The 17,643-nt window shown below is 59.7% G+C and carries 17 protein-coding genes; 11 read left to right on the top strand and 6 right to left on the bottom strand.

The features are described from left to right. Positions 1–220 precede the first annotated feature (220 nt). Positions 221–1,060, bottom strand: a complete 840-nt coding sequence (locus PGW49_RS04235; RefSeq protein WP_035137261.1) for a metallophosphoesterase family protein — start codon at positions 1,058–1,060, stop codon at positions 221–223. Positions 1,061–1,313: 253 nt separating this feature from the next. On the opposite strand from PGW49_RS04235, the gene PGW49_RS04230 reads away from it, so the two are divergent. The 3 genes from PGW49_RS04230 (at position 1,314) to PGW49_RS04220 (ending at position 5,499) form a co-directional block, all read left to right on the top strand. Then, positions 1,314–2,915 carry a potassium/proton antiporter gene (locus PGW49_RS04230; RefSeq protein WP_270225644.1) on the top strand — a complete coding sequence of 534 codons (1,602 nt, stop codon included), beginning with the start codon at positions 1,314–1,316 and terminating at the stop codon, positions 2,913–2,915. A 226-nt stretch (positions 2,916–3,141) separates the two neighbouring features. After that, a complete protein-coding gene (gene serC, locus PGW49_RS04225; RefSeq protein WP_270225643.1) occupies positions 3,142–4,266 on the top strand; it encodes a 3-phosphoserine/phosphohydroxythreonine transaminase in 1,125 nt (374 codons plus the stop codon). 69 nt (positions 4,267–4,335) lie between these two features. Beyond that, complete coding sequence (locus PGW49_RS04220; RefSeq protein WP_270225642.1) at positions 4,336–5,499, top strand: phosphoglycerate dehydrogenase; 1,164 nt, start codon at positions 4,336–4,338, stop codon at positions 5,497–5,499. A gap of 349 nt (positions 5,500–5,848) precedes the next feature. On the opposite strand, the gene PGW49_RS04215 is transcribed toward PGW49_RS04220, so the two are convergent. Beyond that, positions 5,849–6,898 (bottom strand): hypothetical protein, encoded by a 1,050-nt coding sequence (locus PGW49_RS04215; RefSeq protein WP_270225641.1) that lies wholly within the window; start codon positions 6,896–6,898, stop codon positions 5,849–5,851. Between the two features lie 154 nt (positions 6,899–7,052). Here PGW49_RS04215 and PGW49_RS04210 point away from each other — a divergent pair, with 154 nt between their 5' ends. Together PGW49_RS04210 and PGW49_RS04205 are read left to right on the top strand one after the other, a co-directional pair. Beyond that, positions 7,053–8,273, top strand: coding sequence for a M20 family metallopeptidase (locus PGW49_RS04210; protein WP_270225640.1), 1,221 nt, complete (start codon positions 7,053–7,055; stop codon positions 8,271–8,273). Positions 8,274–8,312: 39 nt separating this feature from the next. Further along, a complete protein-coding gene (locus tag PGW49_RS04205; RefSeq protein WP_270225639.1) occupies positions 8,313–9,002 on the top strand; it encodes a DUF1015 family protein in 690 nt (229 codons plus the stop codon). Between the two features lie 129 nt (positions 9,003–9,131). Here the strand turns inward: PGW49_RS04205 and PGW49_RS04200 are convergent, their stop codons facing one another. The 3 genes from PGW49_RS04200 to PGW49_RS04190 form a co-directional block, all read right to left on the bottom strand. Further along, positions 9,132–9,767, bottom strand: a complete 636-nt coding sequence (locus tag PGW49_RS04200; RefSeq protein ID WP_117563979.1) for a histidine phosphatase family protein — start codon at positions 9,765–9,767, stop codon at positions 9,132–9,134. Between the two features lie 17 nt (positions 9,768–9,784). Then, a complete protein-coding gene (locus PGW49_RS04195; protein WP_270225638.1) occupies positions 9,785–10,327 on the bottom strand; it encodes a histidine phosphatase family protein in 543 nt (180 codons plus the stop codon). A gap of 82 nt (positions 10,328–10,409) precedes the next feature. Next, positions 10,410–11,081 carry a nitroreductase family protein gene (locus PGW49_RS04190; RefSeq protein ID WP_270225637.1) on the bottom strand — a complete coding sequence of 224 codons (672 nt, stop codon included), beginning with the start codon at positions 11,079–11,081 and terminating at the stop codon, positions 10,410–10,412. Positions 11,082–11,315: 234 nt separating this feature from the next. On the opposite strand from PGW49_RS04190, the gene PGW49_RS04185 reads away from it, so the two are divergent. Together PGW49_RS04185 and PGW49_RS04180 are read left to right on the top strand one after the other, a co-directional pair. Then, on the top strand, positions 11,316–11,918 hold the full coding sequence (locus tag PGW49_RS04185) for an HdeD family acid-resistance protein (RefSeq protein WP_270225636.1): 603 nt from the start codon (positions 11,316–11,318) through the stop codon (positions 11,916–11,918). Beyond that, positions 11,919–12,401 (top strand): YaiI/YqxD family protein, encoded by a 483-nt coding sequence (locus tag PGW49_RS04180; RefSeq protein WP_006235439.1) that lies wholly within the window; start codon positions 11,919–11,921, stop codon positions 12,399–12,401. A 133-nt stretch (positions 12,402–12,534) separates the two neighbouring features. Here PGW49_RS04180 and PGW49_RS04175 read toward each other — a convergent pair whose 3' ends face one another. Further along, positions 12,535–13,623, bottom strand: a complete 1,089-nt coding sequence (locus tag PGW49_RS04175) for a putative manganese transporter (protein ID WP_270225635.1) — start codon at positions 13,621–13,623, stop codon at positions 12,535–12,537. A gap of 171 nt (positions 13,624–13,794) precedes the next feature. Here PGW49_RS04175 and PGW49_RS04170 point away from each other — a divergent pair, with 171 nt between their 5' ends. From PGW49_RS04170 to PGW49_RS04155, 4 genes are all read left to right on the top strand, one after another. Continuing rightward, positions 13,795–14,763 (top strand): 3'-5' exonuclease, encoded by a 969-nt coding sequence (locus tag PGW49_RS04170; RefSeq protein ID WP_006235437.1) that lies wholly within the window; start codon positions 13,795–13,797, stop codon positions 14,761–14,763. Positions 14,764–15,400: 637 nt separating this feature from the next. Beyond that, the gene (locus PGW49_RS04165; RefSeq protein WP_147330606.1) at positions 15,401–16,522 is read left to right on the top strand and encodes a hypothetical protein; all 1,122 of its coding nucleotides are present in this window, start codon (positions 15,401–15,403) and stop codon (positions 16,520–16,522) included. 389 nt (positions 16,523–16,911) lie between these two features. Then, positions 16,912–17,277, top strand: a complete 366-nt coding sequence (locus PGW49_RS04160) for an ArsR/SmtB family transcription factor (RefSeq protein WP_055285819.1) — start codon at positions 16,912–16,914, stop codon at positions 17,275–17,277. A 63-nt stretch (positions 17,278–17,340) separates the two neighbouring features. Further along, positions 17,341–17,559: a cation transporter gene (locus PGW49_RS04155; RefSeq protein ID WP_138374908.1), complete on the top strand. Its 219-nt coding sequence runs from the start codon at positions 17,341–17,343 to the stop codon at positions 17,557–17,559. Positions 17,560–17,643: the final 84 nt, after the last annotated feature.

Here is a 17,643-nt window from a genome sequence, read left to right as displayed (position 1 = left end):
TGGAGAGAACGCTCCCGCAAACTGCCTCTTGACAACTTATAGGAGCGTCGGTTTTATTGAGGCAAATATGTTGGGTGCTCGGCATTTCCAAAAAAGTCTACTCACTTAGCCGGCGGGCAGCCAAATGATTATTTAATCCCGTCCCAGAGAAATCAATTTGCGGGCAGAAGGGCAAAAGTAGTCAAAAAACCCTTCCCATATTAGCTACCCCTTGCACCGATTATTCGCCCGGGTTGATGTTCGCGTAGAACTCCGCCCCATCATCGAGCCGCAGGATGCCCACGCGACCGAACTCGGAGCCGGTGGCGGCGGCGCAGTCGATGTCGATGCGATCGGGCACACCAGCAGTGTCCTCGCCGCCCAAGCGCACGATCTGCCCGCGTCCCGATTCCTCATCGAGCCCCGCCAGACCACCGACCTCGCAATAGCGCCCAAGCGATACCGTGGGCGTGTGACCGCTCACCACGACCGGGCCCTTGCCCTCGGCAGAAAGCAGCCCGGTCGACGCATCCCAATAGCCATGACGAATCCACAGCAGGTCATCGGACGACTGCACCGCGAGCATCTGCTGCAGCAGCTCGCGATCGGCACCCACCGCTCCAACGCCATCGGCACAATCGACGCCATGCTCAAGCAAAAACGCGCGCGCCGCCTTCATCTCGATTCCAGCATGTACCAGCAGATACGGGCGCTCCTCGGTCTCGACCACTGCGTAGAGCGGCAGCGCGGCCATCCATCGCACGAGCTCCTCGTATGCCTCAAATTCCATGTCGTTGAGCTGCTCGCGCGTCGTCCAACCACCGTTGATATCCCAGGTCTCGGCATCGAGCGGATCCTGGCCAATGATGGCATCGAGCATGATCTGCTCGTGATTACCCTTGAGCACGTGGGCGTTGGGCAGCGAGCGCACGAGCTTAATAACGCCGACCGGATCGGGCCCGCGATCGATCATGTCGCCCAGCACGTACAGCGTGTCGTCGGACGTCAACGAGATCTTAGACAGGGCTTCGTCAAGCGCACGCACGTGCCCGTGAGCATCAGATGTCACATAGATCGCCATGGTACGCCTCTCCTTGCATTGCGGCCGAAGCCCGGCGCCGCAACTAAAACTTCAAGTTGAACTTAAACGTTACCCATTGTACTCCGTTGCAATAAAGCTGGAAAGGGTTTCCGAGCAGAGGCAAAGACGGCAGCCGTCTATGACGATATCGCGCACGCCCGCAATCCAACCCCATAAACCCACCATCTTTGGGTACAAATAACCGCAGGCAACTGACCGTGCCACGCCAACCAACCAGGAGCGGAAACCATCCATGAACCAGATCCTTCTCTTTATCGGCCTCGTCATCATTCTGTGTCTGACCATCAAACCCGTCGGCAAAAAGCTCCCCTTCCCCACCCTGCTCATCTTTATCGCGCTCGGCATGCTGTTGGGCGTCAACGGCCCGGCGCATATCGACTTTAGCGACTATGCGCTCACCGAAACCGTCTGCAGCACGGCGCTGCTGTTCATCATGTTCTACGGCGGCTTTAACACCAATATCGACCGTGCCAAACCCGTCGCTGTGCCGGCGGTGCTGCTGAGCACGCTCGGCGTCGTCATCACTGCCGGCATCACCGGCGTGTTCGCCCACTTCGCGCTGGGGTTCGACTGGATCGACGGCCTGCTGTTGGGATCGGTCGTGGCATCCACCGACGCGGCCAGCGTCTTTAGCGTGCTGCGCGAGCACAACCTTTCGCTGAAGGGCGGCACCGACTCGCTGCTCGAGGTCGAATCGGGCTCCAACGACCCCGTCGCCTACATGCTCACCGCCGTGCTCGCCGCACTCGCGGCCGGCGGCGACATCAACATTCCCGCACTGCTGGCCAAGCAGATTATCCTGGGCGCGGGCCTGGGCCTTGCCATCGGCTGGGCGGCGGGCCGTCTGATTGAACGCGCGCACGCAACGGCCGAGGGCGCGCAGACCATCTTCTTGTTCGCCGTGGCGATCGTCGCCTACGCGCTACCAAGCTATCTGGGCGGCAACGGCTTTTTGGCCGTATACCTGGCCGGCATTGTGCTGGGTGCGAGCGACATCACCGGCAAGGTCGAGATGGCGCACTTCTTTGACACCCTCACCGAGATGGTCGAGATGACGATCTTCTTCTTGCTCGGCCTGCTCGTCACGCCCGCACGCCTACCACAGATGCTGCTGCCGGGCCTGGCGCTCATGGCGTTTATGCTCTACGTGAGCCGCCCCATCGCCGTCGGCGTGCTCCTGGCGCCCTTTAAGACGAACCCCCGCCAGGTCGCGCTCGTAAGCTGGGCGGGCCTGCGCGGAGCAGCTTCGGTCGTGTTTAGCCTCTTTGCCGTGGTGGCCGGCGTTCCCGGCGGACACGACCTGTTTGACCTGGTGTTTGTGATTGCCGTGTCGAGCATTGTGGTGCAGGGCTCGCTGCTGCCGGCGGTGGCGAAGAAGCTCGATATGATCGATGCGACCGGCGACGTGCGCCGCACCTTTAACGACTACCGCGACGAGGACGGCATGTCGTTTGTAAAGCTCAAGGTGTGCGCTGGACATCCGTTTGCCGGACGCTCGCTCGCGGACATTGGCAGCGCCACAAATATGCTCGTGGTCCTGGTGCTGCGCGACGGGGCGCACCCGGTACTGCCCAATGGCGACACCGTGATCCAGGAAGGCGATCTGCTGGTGATGGCCGCGCCGACGTTTGAAGAGCGTACCGAAGTTACGCTGCGCGAGGTCACCGTGACTCCCCACGGTCGCCTGGCCGGCCAGCGCCTGTGCGATGTGCCGCAAGGCAAACATCCGTTTATTGTGGTGATGCTCAAGCGCGAAGGCCAAACGATCATCCCCGACGGCAACACCCTAATATACGCCGGCGACGAAGCCGTCATCGCCACGCTAGCATCGTAGTGACTAGGAGGTAGCTACTTTAGGACGAAGAGATCAAGCGCCTAGGAACCTCATGTCTTCGCTCGCAGATTTGGATTTGCCTGAGGAGTAAAGCACCCCTCCCCCATGTAACCATCCTGTAAATCATAGCGGCGCGCTCGGGTTTTGCTGTGATGCGGTCGCGCCTGACGCTGCACTGTGCTAAAGTATCCCGAACGTTCAAACGACTACGAGGGGGAACTAGAAGATGGCACGTGTGCACAACTTCTCAGCTGGCCCGGCCGCACTGCCTACAAGCGTGCTCGCCGAGATCGCCGACGAGATGATGGACTACCGCGGTTGCGGCATGTCCGTGCTCGAGATGAGCCATCGATCTAGCATGTACCAACAGATCATCGACGACGCCGAGGTAACCCTGCGTCGCCTGCTGAGCATCCCCAACAACTACCGCGTCCTGTTTTTGCAGGGCGGCGCCACGCTGCAGTTTGCGGGCATCCCCATGAACCTCATGCGCCGCGGCCGCGCCGGCTACATCGTGACCGGCAACTTTGCCAACAAGGCATACAAAGAAGCCGACAAGTACGGCGAGGCCGTGCTGCTCGCGAGCTCCGAGGACACCAACTTCGACCGCATCCCCGACATGGCCGACATCAACGCTCGCATTGCCGCCGAGGCCGCGAGCGACGGGCTCGACTACGTTTACATCTGCCAGAACAACACCATCTTTGGCACCATGTACCACGAGCTGCCCGCTTGCGGCGACGTGCCGCTGGTCGCCGATGTCTCGAGCTGCTTTTTGTCGCAGCCGCTCGACGTCAAGCGCTACGGACTCATCTACGCCGGCGCTCAGAAAAACGCCGGCGCCGCGGGCGTCACCGTCGTTATCGTGCGCGGCGACCTGATCACCGACGGTCCGGCCTTTGCGCAGACTCCGCAGTACATGGACCTTAAGACCCAGGCCGCCAAGGGCTCCATGCTCAACACGCCCAACACCTTTGGCATCTACGTGTGCGGCAAGGTGTTCCGGTGGGTCGAGGAGACCGGCGGACTTGCCGCCATGGCCGAGCGCAACTGGGCCAAGGCCAACCTGCTCTACAACCTGCTCGAGCAAAGCGAGCTGTTCCATGGCACCACGCAGACAGACAGCCGCTCCATCGCCAACGTCACCTTCCGCACCGGCGACGCCGAACTCGACGCGGCCTTTGTCGCAGGCGCGGCCGGGCACCAGATTCAAAACGTCAAGGGCCATCGCCTGGTGGGCGGTATGCGCGCCAGCGTCTACAACGCCGTAACCATGGAAGACGTGCAGGCACTGGCCTCGTACATGAAGGACTTCGAAGCGCAGCATAGTTTGAGCCCGCGATCTAACTAGCCCGCAACCCGCGGGCCGACCAGCCACTTCAAACCACCTGTTTAAACCAAACCTGCTAAGGAGTTTTTCATGCGTATGATTAAGACCATCGACGACATCACTAAAGACGGCAAAGTCGAGTTTGGCGAGGGCTACGAGTTTGTGGACACCGCTGAGGAGGCCGACGCCATCCTGATGCGCTCGACCGACCTGCACGGCTACGAGCTGCCCGAGGGCATCCGCGCCATCGCCCGCTGCGGCGCCGGCGTCAACAACATCCCCGTCGAGGAGTACGCCAAAAAGGGCGTCGTCGTCTTTAACTCCCCCGGTGCCAACAGCAACGCCGTCAAGGAGCTCGTCCTGGGCATGCTGGTGCTCTCGAGCCGTGGCGTGGTGCAGTCGATGAACTGGGTGCGCGACAACGCTGACGATCCCGAGATTCAGGTCGATGCCGAGAAGGCCAAGAAGGCCTTTGTGGGCCGCGAGCTCAAGGGCAAGCGCATCGGCGTTATCGGTCTGGGCAACGTGGGCTCCAAGGTCGCCAACGCCTGCGTCGATCTGGGCATGGATGTCTACGGCTACGATCCGTTCATTTCCGTCGAGCACGCGTGGGTGCTGAGCCGCGAGGTGCAGCGCGTGGGCACGCTCGAGGACCTCTGCCGCGGCTGCGACTACCTCACCGTGCACGTGCCCAGCAAGGCCGACACCATCGGCATGATCAGTACCGAGCAAATCAACCTGCTGGCACCCGACGCCGTGCTCATCAACTACGCGCGCGAGACCACCATTGACGAGGACGCCGTCGACGCCGCCCTGCGCGAGGGCAAGCTTAGCTGGTTTAGCTGCGACTTTGCCACGCCCAAGACCGTCAAGATGCCCAATACGTTTATCACCACGCACTCGGGCGCCGGCACCGGCGAGGCCGAGGCCAACTGCGCCGACATGGCGATCAGCGAGCTCAAGGATTACCTGGAAAACGGCAATATCGCGCACAGCGTCAACTACCCCGCCTGCAGCATGGGCAAGGCGCGCGCCGCGAGCCGCATCGCCTGCCTGCACGCCAACGTGCCCAACATGATCGGCCAGATCACGGCCATTCTCGCCAAGGACAACGCCAACGTGCAGCGTATGACCAACGAGTCCGCTGGCGAGAACGCCTACACCATGTTCGACACCGACGAGCACCTGAACAGCAGCACCATCGAGGCGCTCAAGCAGATTCCGTCGATGTATCGCGTGCGCGTGATCAAGTAGCGTCGGCGCCAAGCCTGCCAGACAGACCACGAAGTCCATTCGGCCCCCGTTTTCACGAAACGGGGGCCGATTTCGTTGCTCCGGCTGGTTTTGAAAATGCTACCCATAATAAGTTTTTTCGGATAATCGACAGTGAGGCCCTAGTCGCTAAGCACAACTGCTTTTACAAACAGCTTTATCAGGGGTTTTAGTAGGTAAAAATCGATCTCTGTATGCCAAACTAATGTTGACTGTCCATTTTCCGAAATAACTTGCTCTAGGTAGCACTTTTCAAGCCAATTCCAAGGAGCAATTGAAGGCTATTCGCAACTAAAACCCTAGCTTCCGCGACCGTTTTCCACCCGCGCGGCTACATTCCCGCCCAATCGATAAAAATCTCCTCACGAAGCCGCCGTTCGAGCTCTTGCTGCCGCGGTGTCTTGTCTTTCAACGGCATATCGAGATAGGACATGATGAGTTCCATCACTACATGGAAGGCATCGGAGTCGACCAGCTGACCATAGGTCATCAGAACGACGGGATATCCCATGGCTTGCAGGGCCGTCGTTCGATCGGAGTCCGAGATCTTGGATTCTATGGATCCGTGAATGGCTTTACCTTGGCATTCAACCAGGCACTCTCGGCTGCCGTCCTTATTTGCCAGCAGAATATCGGCGTAGCGCCTATCAAGCCCCGAAATCAGGCGGGCGCTGCGCGTCATGCGAATCTCAACATTATTGGTAAGGCGCAGCCCTTCGCCGCCGCGCAGCCTCGAAAGGCCAAACAGCATCGAAGCTTGGACCTCAAGCGGCGATGCCACAACCCCCGTAATGCATTTCGCGGCACGTGTGAATGATTTAGCACCGCGGAGTCCCTGGATCTTATTGGCGAACTCCGTAAGGTCAGAGAGCTCGATCAAGGGAGGTCGTTTCCACAAGTCCGTTGGATTCCCCGAGGCATCCTTTACGTTTTCCCAGCCCGACCGTGCGTCACCCCACCGGCTCCCATATGCCTGCTCAAGCGCCAACTTTACTTGAGGTGCAATCTTGCACACGGCAAAGGTGCCGCACATCTCAAACATGCACATGATCAGACGCTCGTTTGAAACCGAGGAAGCCAGGGTCAGCAGGGTAAAGAGCGGGGACGCGACATCAAGGCCAAACTCCGTCTGCTGCACGGAGCCAAACGGCCTCTCCCCGTTCCAAACATGTCTGACAATGCGACCGCCCTTACGTCCGCAGCCGCCCTGCGCCAACACATGTAACGGAATGCGCAGGAAATGCTTGACGAGTGGATGTTCACAAAGGCGCTCCCTGCGCGGATCGTCCGCAGAATCGGGCAGGTCCGGCATTATCGCCAAGACCTGTGGGGGTATCCGGTGATACCGAAAGGCAGATATGTCGCACAGCATGTCGTCCATGGAGAGTACGTACCCACTGCGTCGTTTGTAAACCCGCTCGGACGGCAAACGCGATGGCTCGGCCTGCGAACGGTAAATACTGCCACGCCCACGTCGCGGATCTCTCAGGAGGCTTACAATCGGTTTGGAAAGCAAACTGATTGTGAGGTTGCATATGGTTGATGAGGATTTTGCCTGGCGGCTTGCGCAGGAGCTCGTGCGGATCGACAGCTCAGACCCGGGCGCGTATGAGGATGAAATTGAGCGGTATATCAAAGCGCTGGTTGAGGCTCAGCTGGAGCGGTTGAGTCATCCGGTGCTCCATGCCGTGCAGGTTGAGGAACTCGAGGTGCTGCCCGGGCGCCGCAACCTTAAAGTCACCGTGCCGGGCCAAAGCGACGAGCCGCGGCTGATCTATATCTGCCACATGGATACCGTCACCTTGGGCGATGGCTGGGACGCAGACATCGCACCGCTTGGGGCGGTTGTGCGCGACGATAAACTCTATGGCCGCGGTGCCTGCGATATGAAGGGTGGCCTGGCCTGCGCCATTGCCGCACTGGTCCATACGCTCGAGCGCGTGGCGGCGGATGGCGCGCTGCCACGCCGCGGCTTTTCGCTCATCTGCTCGGTCGACGAGGAAGACTTTATGCGCGGCTCAGAGGCCGCGATCGATGCCGGCTGGGTCGGCTCGCGTGAATGGGTGCTGGACACCGAACCCACCGACGAACAGATTCAGGTGGCGCACAAGGGGCGCACGTGGTTCGAGATTGAAATGGCTGGCGTAACGGCGCATGCGAGCCAGCCGTGGAAGGGCGCGGATGCCGTCGCCGCCATGGCCGAGGTCGTGTGTTCGCTCCGTCGCGTGTTTGTGGCGCTGCCCGCGCACGATGAGCTGGGGTCTTCGACCATCACGTTTGGCCAAATCGAGGGCGGATATCGCCCCTATGTCGTGCCCGACCGCGCCAAAGTCTGGGTCGACATGCGTCTGACCCCGCCGACCGATACGGCCGCCGCGACGCGCATGGTAGAGCAGGCCATCGCCGTCGCCGAAGCCGCCGTTCCCGGTTGCCATGGCAGCTACACCGTGACGGGCGACCGCCCCGCCATCGAGCGCGACCCGAACTCTCCCCTTCTAGCAGCGCTCAAGCGTGCCGCCGATGACGTGACGGACGCGGACACGACCGTCGGCTTCTTTACCGGCTACACCGACACCGCCGTCATTGCCGGCAAGACAGGCAACCGCAATTGCATGAGCTACGGTCCCGGGTCGCTCGCGCTCGCACACAAGCCCAACGAATATGTGCCCCATGCCGATATCGTTCGTTGTCAGCAGGTGCTAATCGCGCTCGCCGATAACGTGCTCTGGGACGCGAGCGGCCAAGTTGGGGCATAATAAGCCGCGAACAAACCGACTCGTGCGTTAGGACCGCCCATGAAAGCACTTCCGTTTCCCTGCATCCGCCCGGCTCAGGACCGCGTACTCGAGGCGCTGCCTGCAATGGGCAGCATCCTGAGCGGCAACGATGCTCTGCGCGGAGCCCTTGCCGATGGCCTGATGCTCAAGGACCCGGGTGCGGCGTATTACGTGTACGAATGCTCGGGCGAGCCGGGACGCGTGACGGGTGTCGTGGCGATCTGCCCGGTTAACGTACTGACGGGTAGCGACGAGGCTGCCGCCGAGAGCGTCGACGCACTCGCCGCCGCGCGCACGATCGCCGAGCTTAAGGTGCAGCCCCGCCCTGTAACGCTCGCCTACGAAGCCTCGCCCGTCATGGATATCATCCTTGGCGCCGCCAAAGAAGGAGCGTCGCTTTATGCCGTCACCGACCCCACCGGCATTACGCATCGCGTATGGGAAGTCAAGCGCGAGGACGCTGTTGCCGCCATCCGAGCCATGCTCGACCAGGCACCGAAGCCGACGCCGGCAGACGACCCCACCTACGCTGCCGCGCTGGCTGGGGCATCGCAGATTCTGGCCGACGAGGCCCGCACTGCCGACGCCTACTCTGGCAAAGAGCCGTTCAACTTTGCTGTAGCCGTGCTGTTCCCCGCCGCGCAGGTCAGCGGCAGCGCGCCGCAGGTTCCGACGGGTCTGCTCACTCACCAGGTCTCACGGTTCTAGCGAACTCAAACGCTAAGCTGGAAAACCCAGCATCCAAACAAACAAGGGGCGGAGATGCAGCAAACGCATGCACCTCCGCCCTTTTCGCATCAAACAATTACGCCGGTAAACCGGGCCGCAACGTCAGCGTTATCCACGCTGCGGACCTGCCGCCGCCACGAGCGGCTCTAGCCCCAGCTCGCGCGCGTAGTCTTCCTGCGTAAAGACTTCGACCAGTTCAAACGTATCGGCCGCATCGTCAAACGCAAAATGCAGCACTGAGCAGTTGCCCGGCACGCGTTCGCGCTCGTCGGCCGCCGCGCCCCGCACGTGGTCCAAAAACTCCTTGATAGCTGAGCCATGACTTACCGCGAGCACGCACGTATGGTCCGGACGCTGCATAAGATCGGTCAGCGTCGCCACCATGCGCGTGCGCACCTGGATCTGGCCCTCGCCGCCAAACTGCCGATAGAAATCGCGCCACGGGCGCTCGGGCATGAGCATCACGCGCTCGGCCTCAAAGTCGCCAAAGAACCACTCACGCAGGCCGTCCAGGCGCTCGTACGCCAAGCCCGGCCACAAGTTGGCGATAGTCTGCTCGGTGCGATGAAGCGTGGAGGTGTAGGCATGATCGGGCTCAATGCCGCGCGCACGTAAAAACATGCCGGCGCGCGCCGCCTGGTCGCAACCCAGCTGCGTAAGCGGCGAGTCACTCCACCCCTGAATGATACGCTTAAGGTTGAATATCGTCTGTCCATGACGGACCAGATACAGATCTTTATTCATAGGGGTCCTTTCGTTCGTTACCAACCCAAGAGCGAAAATGCCCCGTCGCAATAGCCAAAATGAAGCACGGCACCGTTGTCGGGTAGCTCTCCCCCGCCAGTCACATACTCAAGAAACTCCTGGCAGGCTGAGCCGTGGGAAACCGCCAGCACGCAGTCGTGCTGCGGCCGGGCCATAATACGGGACAGCGCCGCGACCATGCGCGACTGAAGCTGCACTTCCGACTCGCCGCCAAAGGCCACCGGATAATCGCCCCAGGGCTGCGGCGGCATCTCGCGATTTGATGTACCCTCCAGCGAGCCCAAATGCCACTCGCGCAGGTCATCGACCAGCTCTATCGAGCGGCCCTCACCAGCAATTAGCTCAGCCGTATGCCGCGCCCGGCCCAACGGCGAGGAATACACACGGTCAAAGGTCACGCCACGCGCCTCAAACGCCGCGCGCGTCGCCAGCGCCTGCTCGCGCCCGCGCGCCGTAAGCGGCGAATCGTGCCCACCCTGCAAAATGTTCTGCACATTGAGCTCAGTCTGCCCATGCCGCACCAAATACAAATCTGCCACACGTCCTCCCCTCGCACCACCGCAAAGGGGACAGGTACCTTTGTGGTGGTTTACCGCCGGATCACACCGCGGTGACGCTCAGCTACACCAGTACGTCGGCAAGCGGGCGCTTGGGTACGTGGTGCACCTGCGCCTCGTCGCGCCAGTAATTAATTGAGCCGTCGGGGTTGGAATCGATCGCATCGATCACCTGCGTCTCGGCCGGAACGCCAAACGCCATGATCAGCTTGAGCTCATACTTGTCGCTATCGAGCCCCATGGCATCGATCGCGTGGGGCGTAAAGGCCTTGAACATGCAGGCAGCCACCTCGGGCGTGGCGCTGCGGGCGGCGAGCATCATCGTCTGCGCGGCAATGCCCGTGTCGACCTCAGTAATAGGAGCGGCGGGCTTACCCGGAACGGCGCGCTCGGCAAGAATCGCGATGTAGCCGGTCGGGCGCTCGCCCTCATCGGGACCCGGCCAATCCTTGAGCGCACCGGCCCATGCAAGCTCGTCAAATACACGCGCGCAGTCCTCTGCACCGCTTACCACATGAAAACGCAGACGCTGAGCATTGGCACCACAGGGAGTCAGGTGCGCCAGTTCCGCCAGCTCGAGCAAAAACTCGCGCGGCACGCGCATGGACTCGTCAAAGCGACGGCACGTACGGGCACGACGGACCAGCGCATCAAACGCTTCCAGACCGAGCTTTTCGCAACCTTGCTTTGCCATCGATTCGACACTCGACGGTGCCTCGGGAACTGCTTCGTTCATAGGGACCCCCAATTCAAGCCAATTGTCTTTAGGAAAATCTAACCTAAAACGTAGGCAATAACGAACAGGGCTGCAATGTTCTACACCTGTTGAATAGAAAATCGCGACGTGGGGACAACGGAAACAATTCGGGGCCTTTGGGTTACGTTTCGCCCTCCCCGACCCATACGCCAGCGCCTTTAGGCGATACTGGTTGTAACGATCAAGGCTTACGCCGCACGGAAAGGAGACATTATGGGCATCTTTAAGAACGATGACCAAAAATCGAGCCAGTTTGGATTTGACGAGAAAAGCATGGCAGGCAAGGCCGTCAAGGCCGTGCGCTGGATTTACGCCATCACGGGCGTCTTGGCGCTCGTCGCCGGCATCGCACTGCTGTTTGCGCCCGCCAAGTCCCTCGTCTTCCTAACGACCGTCTTGGGCTTCTACTTTGTGATCACGGCCGCGATCAGGCTGTTTACCGCAGTTTTCGAGCCACTGCTGCCCACCGGCTGGCGCGTGACGAGCATCATCTCCAACCTACTCATTATCTTGGGCGGCGTCATAATCCTGCGCAACCAGGCCTTCTCGACCGCGACGCTCACCACGATGGTGGTTATCGTGGCCGGCTTTGGCTGGATCGTCGAAGGTGTCATGTCCATTCTGGAGTCCGAGCTTTCGTCCAACCGTGCCCTCGCCATCCTGAGCGGCGCACTTTCCATCATCGCCGGCATGTTCGTGTTTATCTATCCGCTGTGGTCGGCCAAGATGCTCGTCATCTTTAGCGGCGCCGCGCTGCTGGTGTTTGGCGTAACGCTGATTGTTCGCGCTATTCAATTTGGCAAACTGGTGCGCTAGATGCCACGAACGCTCTTTATTGATGCAGACGCCTGCCCGGTCACGCGCGAGTCGATTGACTGCGCGCGGCGGGCGGGCGTCGCCGTTGTTATCGCCGGCAACAGCACGCAAAACCTGGAACGGCACATTCGCCGCGACGACCCGCGCGATGCCGAGCACGCGCGACGCGGCTTTTGGGTCACGACGCTCGATGTGAGCGTGGGCGCCGACAGCGCCGACTTTGCCATTGTCGAACGCCTGCAGGCGGGCGACGTGGTCGTGACGCAGGACATTGGCTTGGCGAGCATGGTGCTCGGGCGCGATGCCGCCGCTATCGGTGTGCGCGGGCGCGTCTACGACAAAGCAACCATCGACATGCAGCTGTTTATTCGCCACGAGGAAAAGAAGGTGCGCCGCGCCGGCGGACGCACTCGCGGGCCGGCGGCATTTACCAGCGAAGACCGCGCCCGCTTTAAACGCAACCTCACCGAGCTGCTGCGCTAACCAAGGTAGATTTTTGGGACATGTCCGGAAATCTACCTTTTTGTTTTGGCGATTGACGCGCATCCAACGCCCAAGTCATGGCGGTAGATTTTACGGTATACCCCAGTTTTTACGGCCTATCCCAAACATCTACTTAGAGGCCAAAGGCGGAAAGGATGAGACCCCAGCCCGCGCCGATGACGTACATCATAATCAGGAACACGGCATTTTCGCGGGCGCTGCGGTTGGTGCGGAACAGCACCAGATAACCCACGCCGGCGGAAATGAGCGTGCCGGCGAGCATCGGGGCCAGCTGCAGCGCGCCTTCCAGGTACAGTTGCGTAATGACGACGCTGGCCGAGCAATTGGGAATCAGCCCGACAAGCGCCGAACCCAGGACAGCGAGTATCTCGTTGCCGCGCAGGAACTGCTCGATCGCGGACTCGCCGAACGTCTCGAGCACGGCGACCAGAATCAGCGTCACCAGAAAAATGAATACCGAGACCTGCACGGTGTGCGAGATCGCGCTGCGGATGATCGACAGGACAGGCATCCCTTCGTGGGAGTGGGAGTGACCGTGACCATCATGGTGTTCATGTTCGCCCTCATGACCGTGATCGTGGCCATGTCCGTGTTCGTGCTCGTCCTCGTCTTCATCGCAACCGCAATGGTCGCGCTCGCACAACTCGTGGATGTGGTCGGCGCTCACGCCCGCCTCGGCCACCTCGTCGATGATGTCACCGCCGCTGTGGTCGTCATGCGCGCAGTTAACGTGCGCCGGATTGACAGTGGTCCCCAACACGGTACGACGAATCGCCGCATGCGCGCGGGCGTTGCGACGCAGACCGCGAATGGCGGCATCTACGATAAAGCCCGTGACCAGTGCGATAAGCGCTTTCGAAGCCAAAAGCATCGCCATAGTCTGCACGGGAACCTGCTCGGCAAGTAGCAGCGGCAGCATCTCGTCGGAGGTCGAAAGGAACACCGCCACCAACGTGCCCAAGGTCACGACACGGCCGGCGTACAGCGTTGCTGCCATGGCCGAAAATCCGCACTGCGGCACAATGCCCAGCAGCGAGCCAACCACGGGACCCGCAGCGCCGGCGCGCTTGATAGCGCCGTTGACGCGGTCGCCCGCAACGTGCTCAAGTGTCTCGAGAGCAAGATACGTCACCAACAAAAACGGCACCAGCGACAGCGTGTCCTTGCCGGCGTCGAGCAGAATATCAATCAGCAAATCCATGAAGGATGGAACCTTTCGTGTCTTTCGGCAGCATTGTAAAAGTCCTAGCGGTCAACTAGGGTATTGTAGTTGACCTAGGCGTGGTGCCAATAGTTGCCCATGGTAAACTATCATCTCGCCATAACTCAGTAACCCCGAGCCGCGCGACGCGGCCCGTCCAAGGAGCAGCCTATGAACGTTTCGCAAGCACTTGAATACGAGCGCCAGCCGTTTATTCCCATGTTTATCTATGGCGATCACGGCGCCATGGAGTCCGAGCGCCAGAAGGGCGAGGAGGCCCTTAAGGTGCTCGAAACCGAGTACTTTACCGCCGAGGGCGACCCCAGCTTCGACTTTGCCACCGTGCGCGACCTGGCTGACCGCAACCGCGACCTGTGCGACCAGATTGGCGAGGCGCGCCTGCGCAACGTGACGCCCGCGACGCTTTCGCGCGGCCTGTCCGATGCCGACACCTGCGCCGCCATCGGCAAGATGCAAAAGCGCACCGCCGCGTCGGTCATGCGCGAGATCCGCGGCGACCGCGACGCGCTCGGCGTGGCCTACGCCCGCAAGCCCATCCAGGGCACCGTGCTCGGTATCGACATCGAGACCACCGGCCGTGCACCCGAGCGCGGTTATATCATCAATGTGGGTTGGGAAATCATGGAGCTCACCAGCGACGCCGTCCCGCACGACGCCGAGGCGCACTACTGCGGTTTGCCCGACATCTACCGCGGCGAGGATGTGCCGTTGTCGAATATCCACCACATCACCTGGGACGACATCGACGGCAAAAAGCCATTCCGCGAGAACAAGGAACTGCAGAAGCAGCTGCTCAAGCTTATGAAGAAGTACCCTTACATGGCGCACAACGCCGCCTTTGAGGACAGTTGGTTCAAGATCCACCTGGACGGTTACGCCGAGGCACGCCGCGCCGGCAAGATCATCGTCATCGACTCGCGCCAGATCTGCCGCAGCCTGGATGCCGACGTCCGCTCGCTCCCCCGCGAATCCGCGCCCGCCGCACTCGAGAACTGGGCGCGCCGCCGTGGAACCCTCGCCGCCGACGCCAACGAGCAGCACCTGGGCCTCGACGACACCGACCTCATGCTCCGCACGGTTCAGGCCGAGTTCAACCTCAAGAACCTATTCGCGAAATAACCGATCCATCTGCGGGAGCGCCTGCCAGGCACAGCGCAATCCGTCTGGGCACACCGACACGCAGTAAACTAGGGCGCAGCCTTATGGCTGCACCCTAGTTTTCATCAAAACGAGCAAATACGCGTGCTTCACATAGTCGGCAGGTTGGCCCACCTACATTTTTCGAGTTGTTCGGCCAGCTGAACCACTAGTCAAGGCCCCTTGAACCGCAATCGAAGCTAAAATCGCCTTAATTTCGCAACCAAGCCCCATAAATCTACCTGAATCAATTCGAATAGGACGTTGCGATCGCACCATTTGTATAGGATAAGGCCGAATAACTCAAATTATGTTGGTGAGGCATCTGAGCGGTCGGCAAAAACGCTTAGAAGCTACGAATCCGCAACTAAAGTTCATCAAAAAGGGGCAGCCGGCAGAAACCTCCCCAGCCAAAGCTGCTCCCTCAATACGACAGCTCAAAAACCCACCGTTCGCAGAAGATAAGCCGCGCCCCAATACCGTTGCCCGAAGTTTCGGGCGTATGCGGCGTCCGCTATGCCATCATGCGCGTATGGGAATCATTCTGTCACATACCACGGCACGCGCTGTATACCAAACAGCCAACTCGCTCGCAAGCTACGCGACCGGTCCCATACCTATGGAAAAGATCAGGGTGTCTGCGCCGACCACGTCCGACCTGGAAGCGGCACGAGCATGGCTCAACAGAAAGAATGTCGATTCTGAACGTATCCATGTGCTGACGTTTTCCAATAATGCCAAAAGGCACCGCAAGGGCTGCATCTGCCACTGCACGCGCTATACGTTTGATGCAGAAAGCTACCTAGAACTCGAGCCGAACGTCTACATCGTCGATATCAAGCTGTGCGCGTTAGAAGCAACAGCCGACCTCAACCTTTCGGAGCTCGTTGAGTATTACTTTGAAATCTGCGGCTCCTACGCGCTTGGAACGTCCGACGAAACTCAATATCGCGAGCGCCCAGCCCTAACCAGCGTTGAAGAGCTCAGAGCCTTCTTTTCAGAGGCACCGGGGTATCGTGGATCTAATAAAGCACTTAAGGCACTTTCTTATGTACACGAAGGCTGTCGCTCCCCACTCGAAACGGCGTTTGTCATGATGCTGACAATGCCCAAGTCAATGGGTGGCTTAGCCATACGCGCTATCAAAACGGATTATCCGATCCCAGTCCCCAAAAGATACGCCGCCCTAACGCGACGGACGGTTTTCTACCTCGACGCGCTGCTCGAAAATTCGATGACCGATATCGAATACAACGGCTTTTACCACGACGAACCCGAGCAGCAATCAATTGACGAGGAGCGCCGAAACACGCTGCGAAACATGGGATATGCCGTTATCACGGTTAATCGTCATTCGTTTTTCAAGCAGTCCGCTTTTAAACGGGTCATGGAAGCGATTCGCATTCGCGAGAAGATATGGCCCGGTCGACTCCCGGATAACTTCGCCATCCTGCAAGAAACTCTTCGTCAATTTGTCTTGCGGCGCTACTTCGAATACGGTCGCCGCGTCCTGGAGACACTCAAAGAAGAAGAGGCCGCCAAGCGCGAAATTGCAAGCCAATATCCGCAAGCTGATGACCCGAGCATCAACGATGTGCCCGAACCCGACGACATGCAACACGTCGGGGCCCTTGCTGAGGAAATCAATGGGGCTTGGGAATGCGACATGTTCGCAAAAATCGATGAAAACCGCACGGAAGACGACACGATTATTGATCTAATTGAGAATTCGCTCTTCTAAAGGCGATCTCTGCGGATGTCCACCTACATTTTTCGACTTATTCGGCCACCGATGTGCCAGATTGGCTGCAGCAATGCTCAATATAACTTTAGATAAAACTGATTCTGCAGAAACTCCCGTAGAGGAAGAACTGATTCTCGCGGTATTTGACACGATAAAGTACAAATATGAACAGTTCTAATGCTTCTCAAGGTGGCTTTCTTAGCATGCTAGCCGAACATCTCGAAATATGTTGGCGAGCATTGCGTCGATGTCTCCCAACCCACAGAAAATCGCAGAAGCGGCAAGCAGTCATCGAAATTAACGCAAATTGTATTGACATATGAACATACACTCATATAATCGGAAGCAAGTTATATGAGCGCATGTTCATATGAAGGGATATTGCAATGAGCATCCGCGTTGATGAAACGAAGCCCGACATCGAGGCCACCGAGCCCGCGATCCCCACCACCTGCTCGCCCGAGGACCTTCCCGACGAGGAGCTTCTCTACGACCTCGCCGACCTGTTCAAGGTCTTCAGCGACACCACGCGCATCAAGATCCTCTATGCCCTCATGGGCCGCGAGCTCTGCGTAGCAGACATCGCCGAAGCGACCGAAACCTCGCAGTCCGCGGTGTCGCACCAGCTGCGCACACTCAAGCAGTCGCACCTGGTTAAATTCCGGCGCGACGGGCGCAATATCCTATACTCGCTCGCCGACGACCACGTCTACACCATGCTCAACCAGGGCATGAGCCACATCTGCGAATAGCGACCAACCACGGTACCAGCGCGGCCTGCACCCAAGCCGCAAATACGGGGAAAGGAATCCACCATGAAAAAGCAGTTCAAGCTCGACGAGATCGACTGCGCCAACTGCGCGCGTAAGCTTCAGGACGAGCTGGCCAAGCTCGATGGCGTCAAGTCCGTTTCGGTCAACTTTATGACCCAGAAGCTGACGCTCGAGGCCGATGAAGCCGAGTTCGACGAGGTCCTCGACCGCGTTGTGGAGTTCACCGCCGACGCCGAGCCGGACTGCGAGATCATTCTCTAGCCAAGGTTTACGCCAACCCGCAAGGCCGCGCTTGCCGCGGCCTTTGCTCGCGAAATTATATGAGCGAGTGTTCATACATTCAAA

Origin of the sequence: Collinsella aerofaciens, from assembly GCF_027679495.1 — a bacterium.
GTDB lineage: Bacteria > Actinomycetota > Coriobacteriia > Coriobacteriales > Coriobacteriaceae > Collinsella > Collinsella aerofaciens_AK.
Note: the sequence above shows the minus strand (reverse complement) of the source record. Positions and strands in the feature narration are given on the sequence as shown.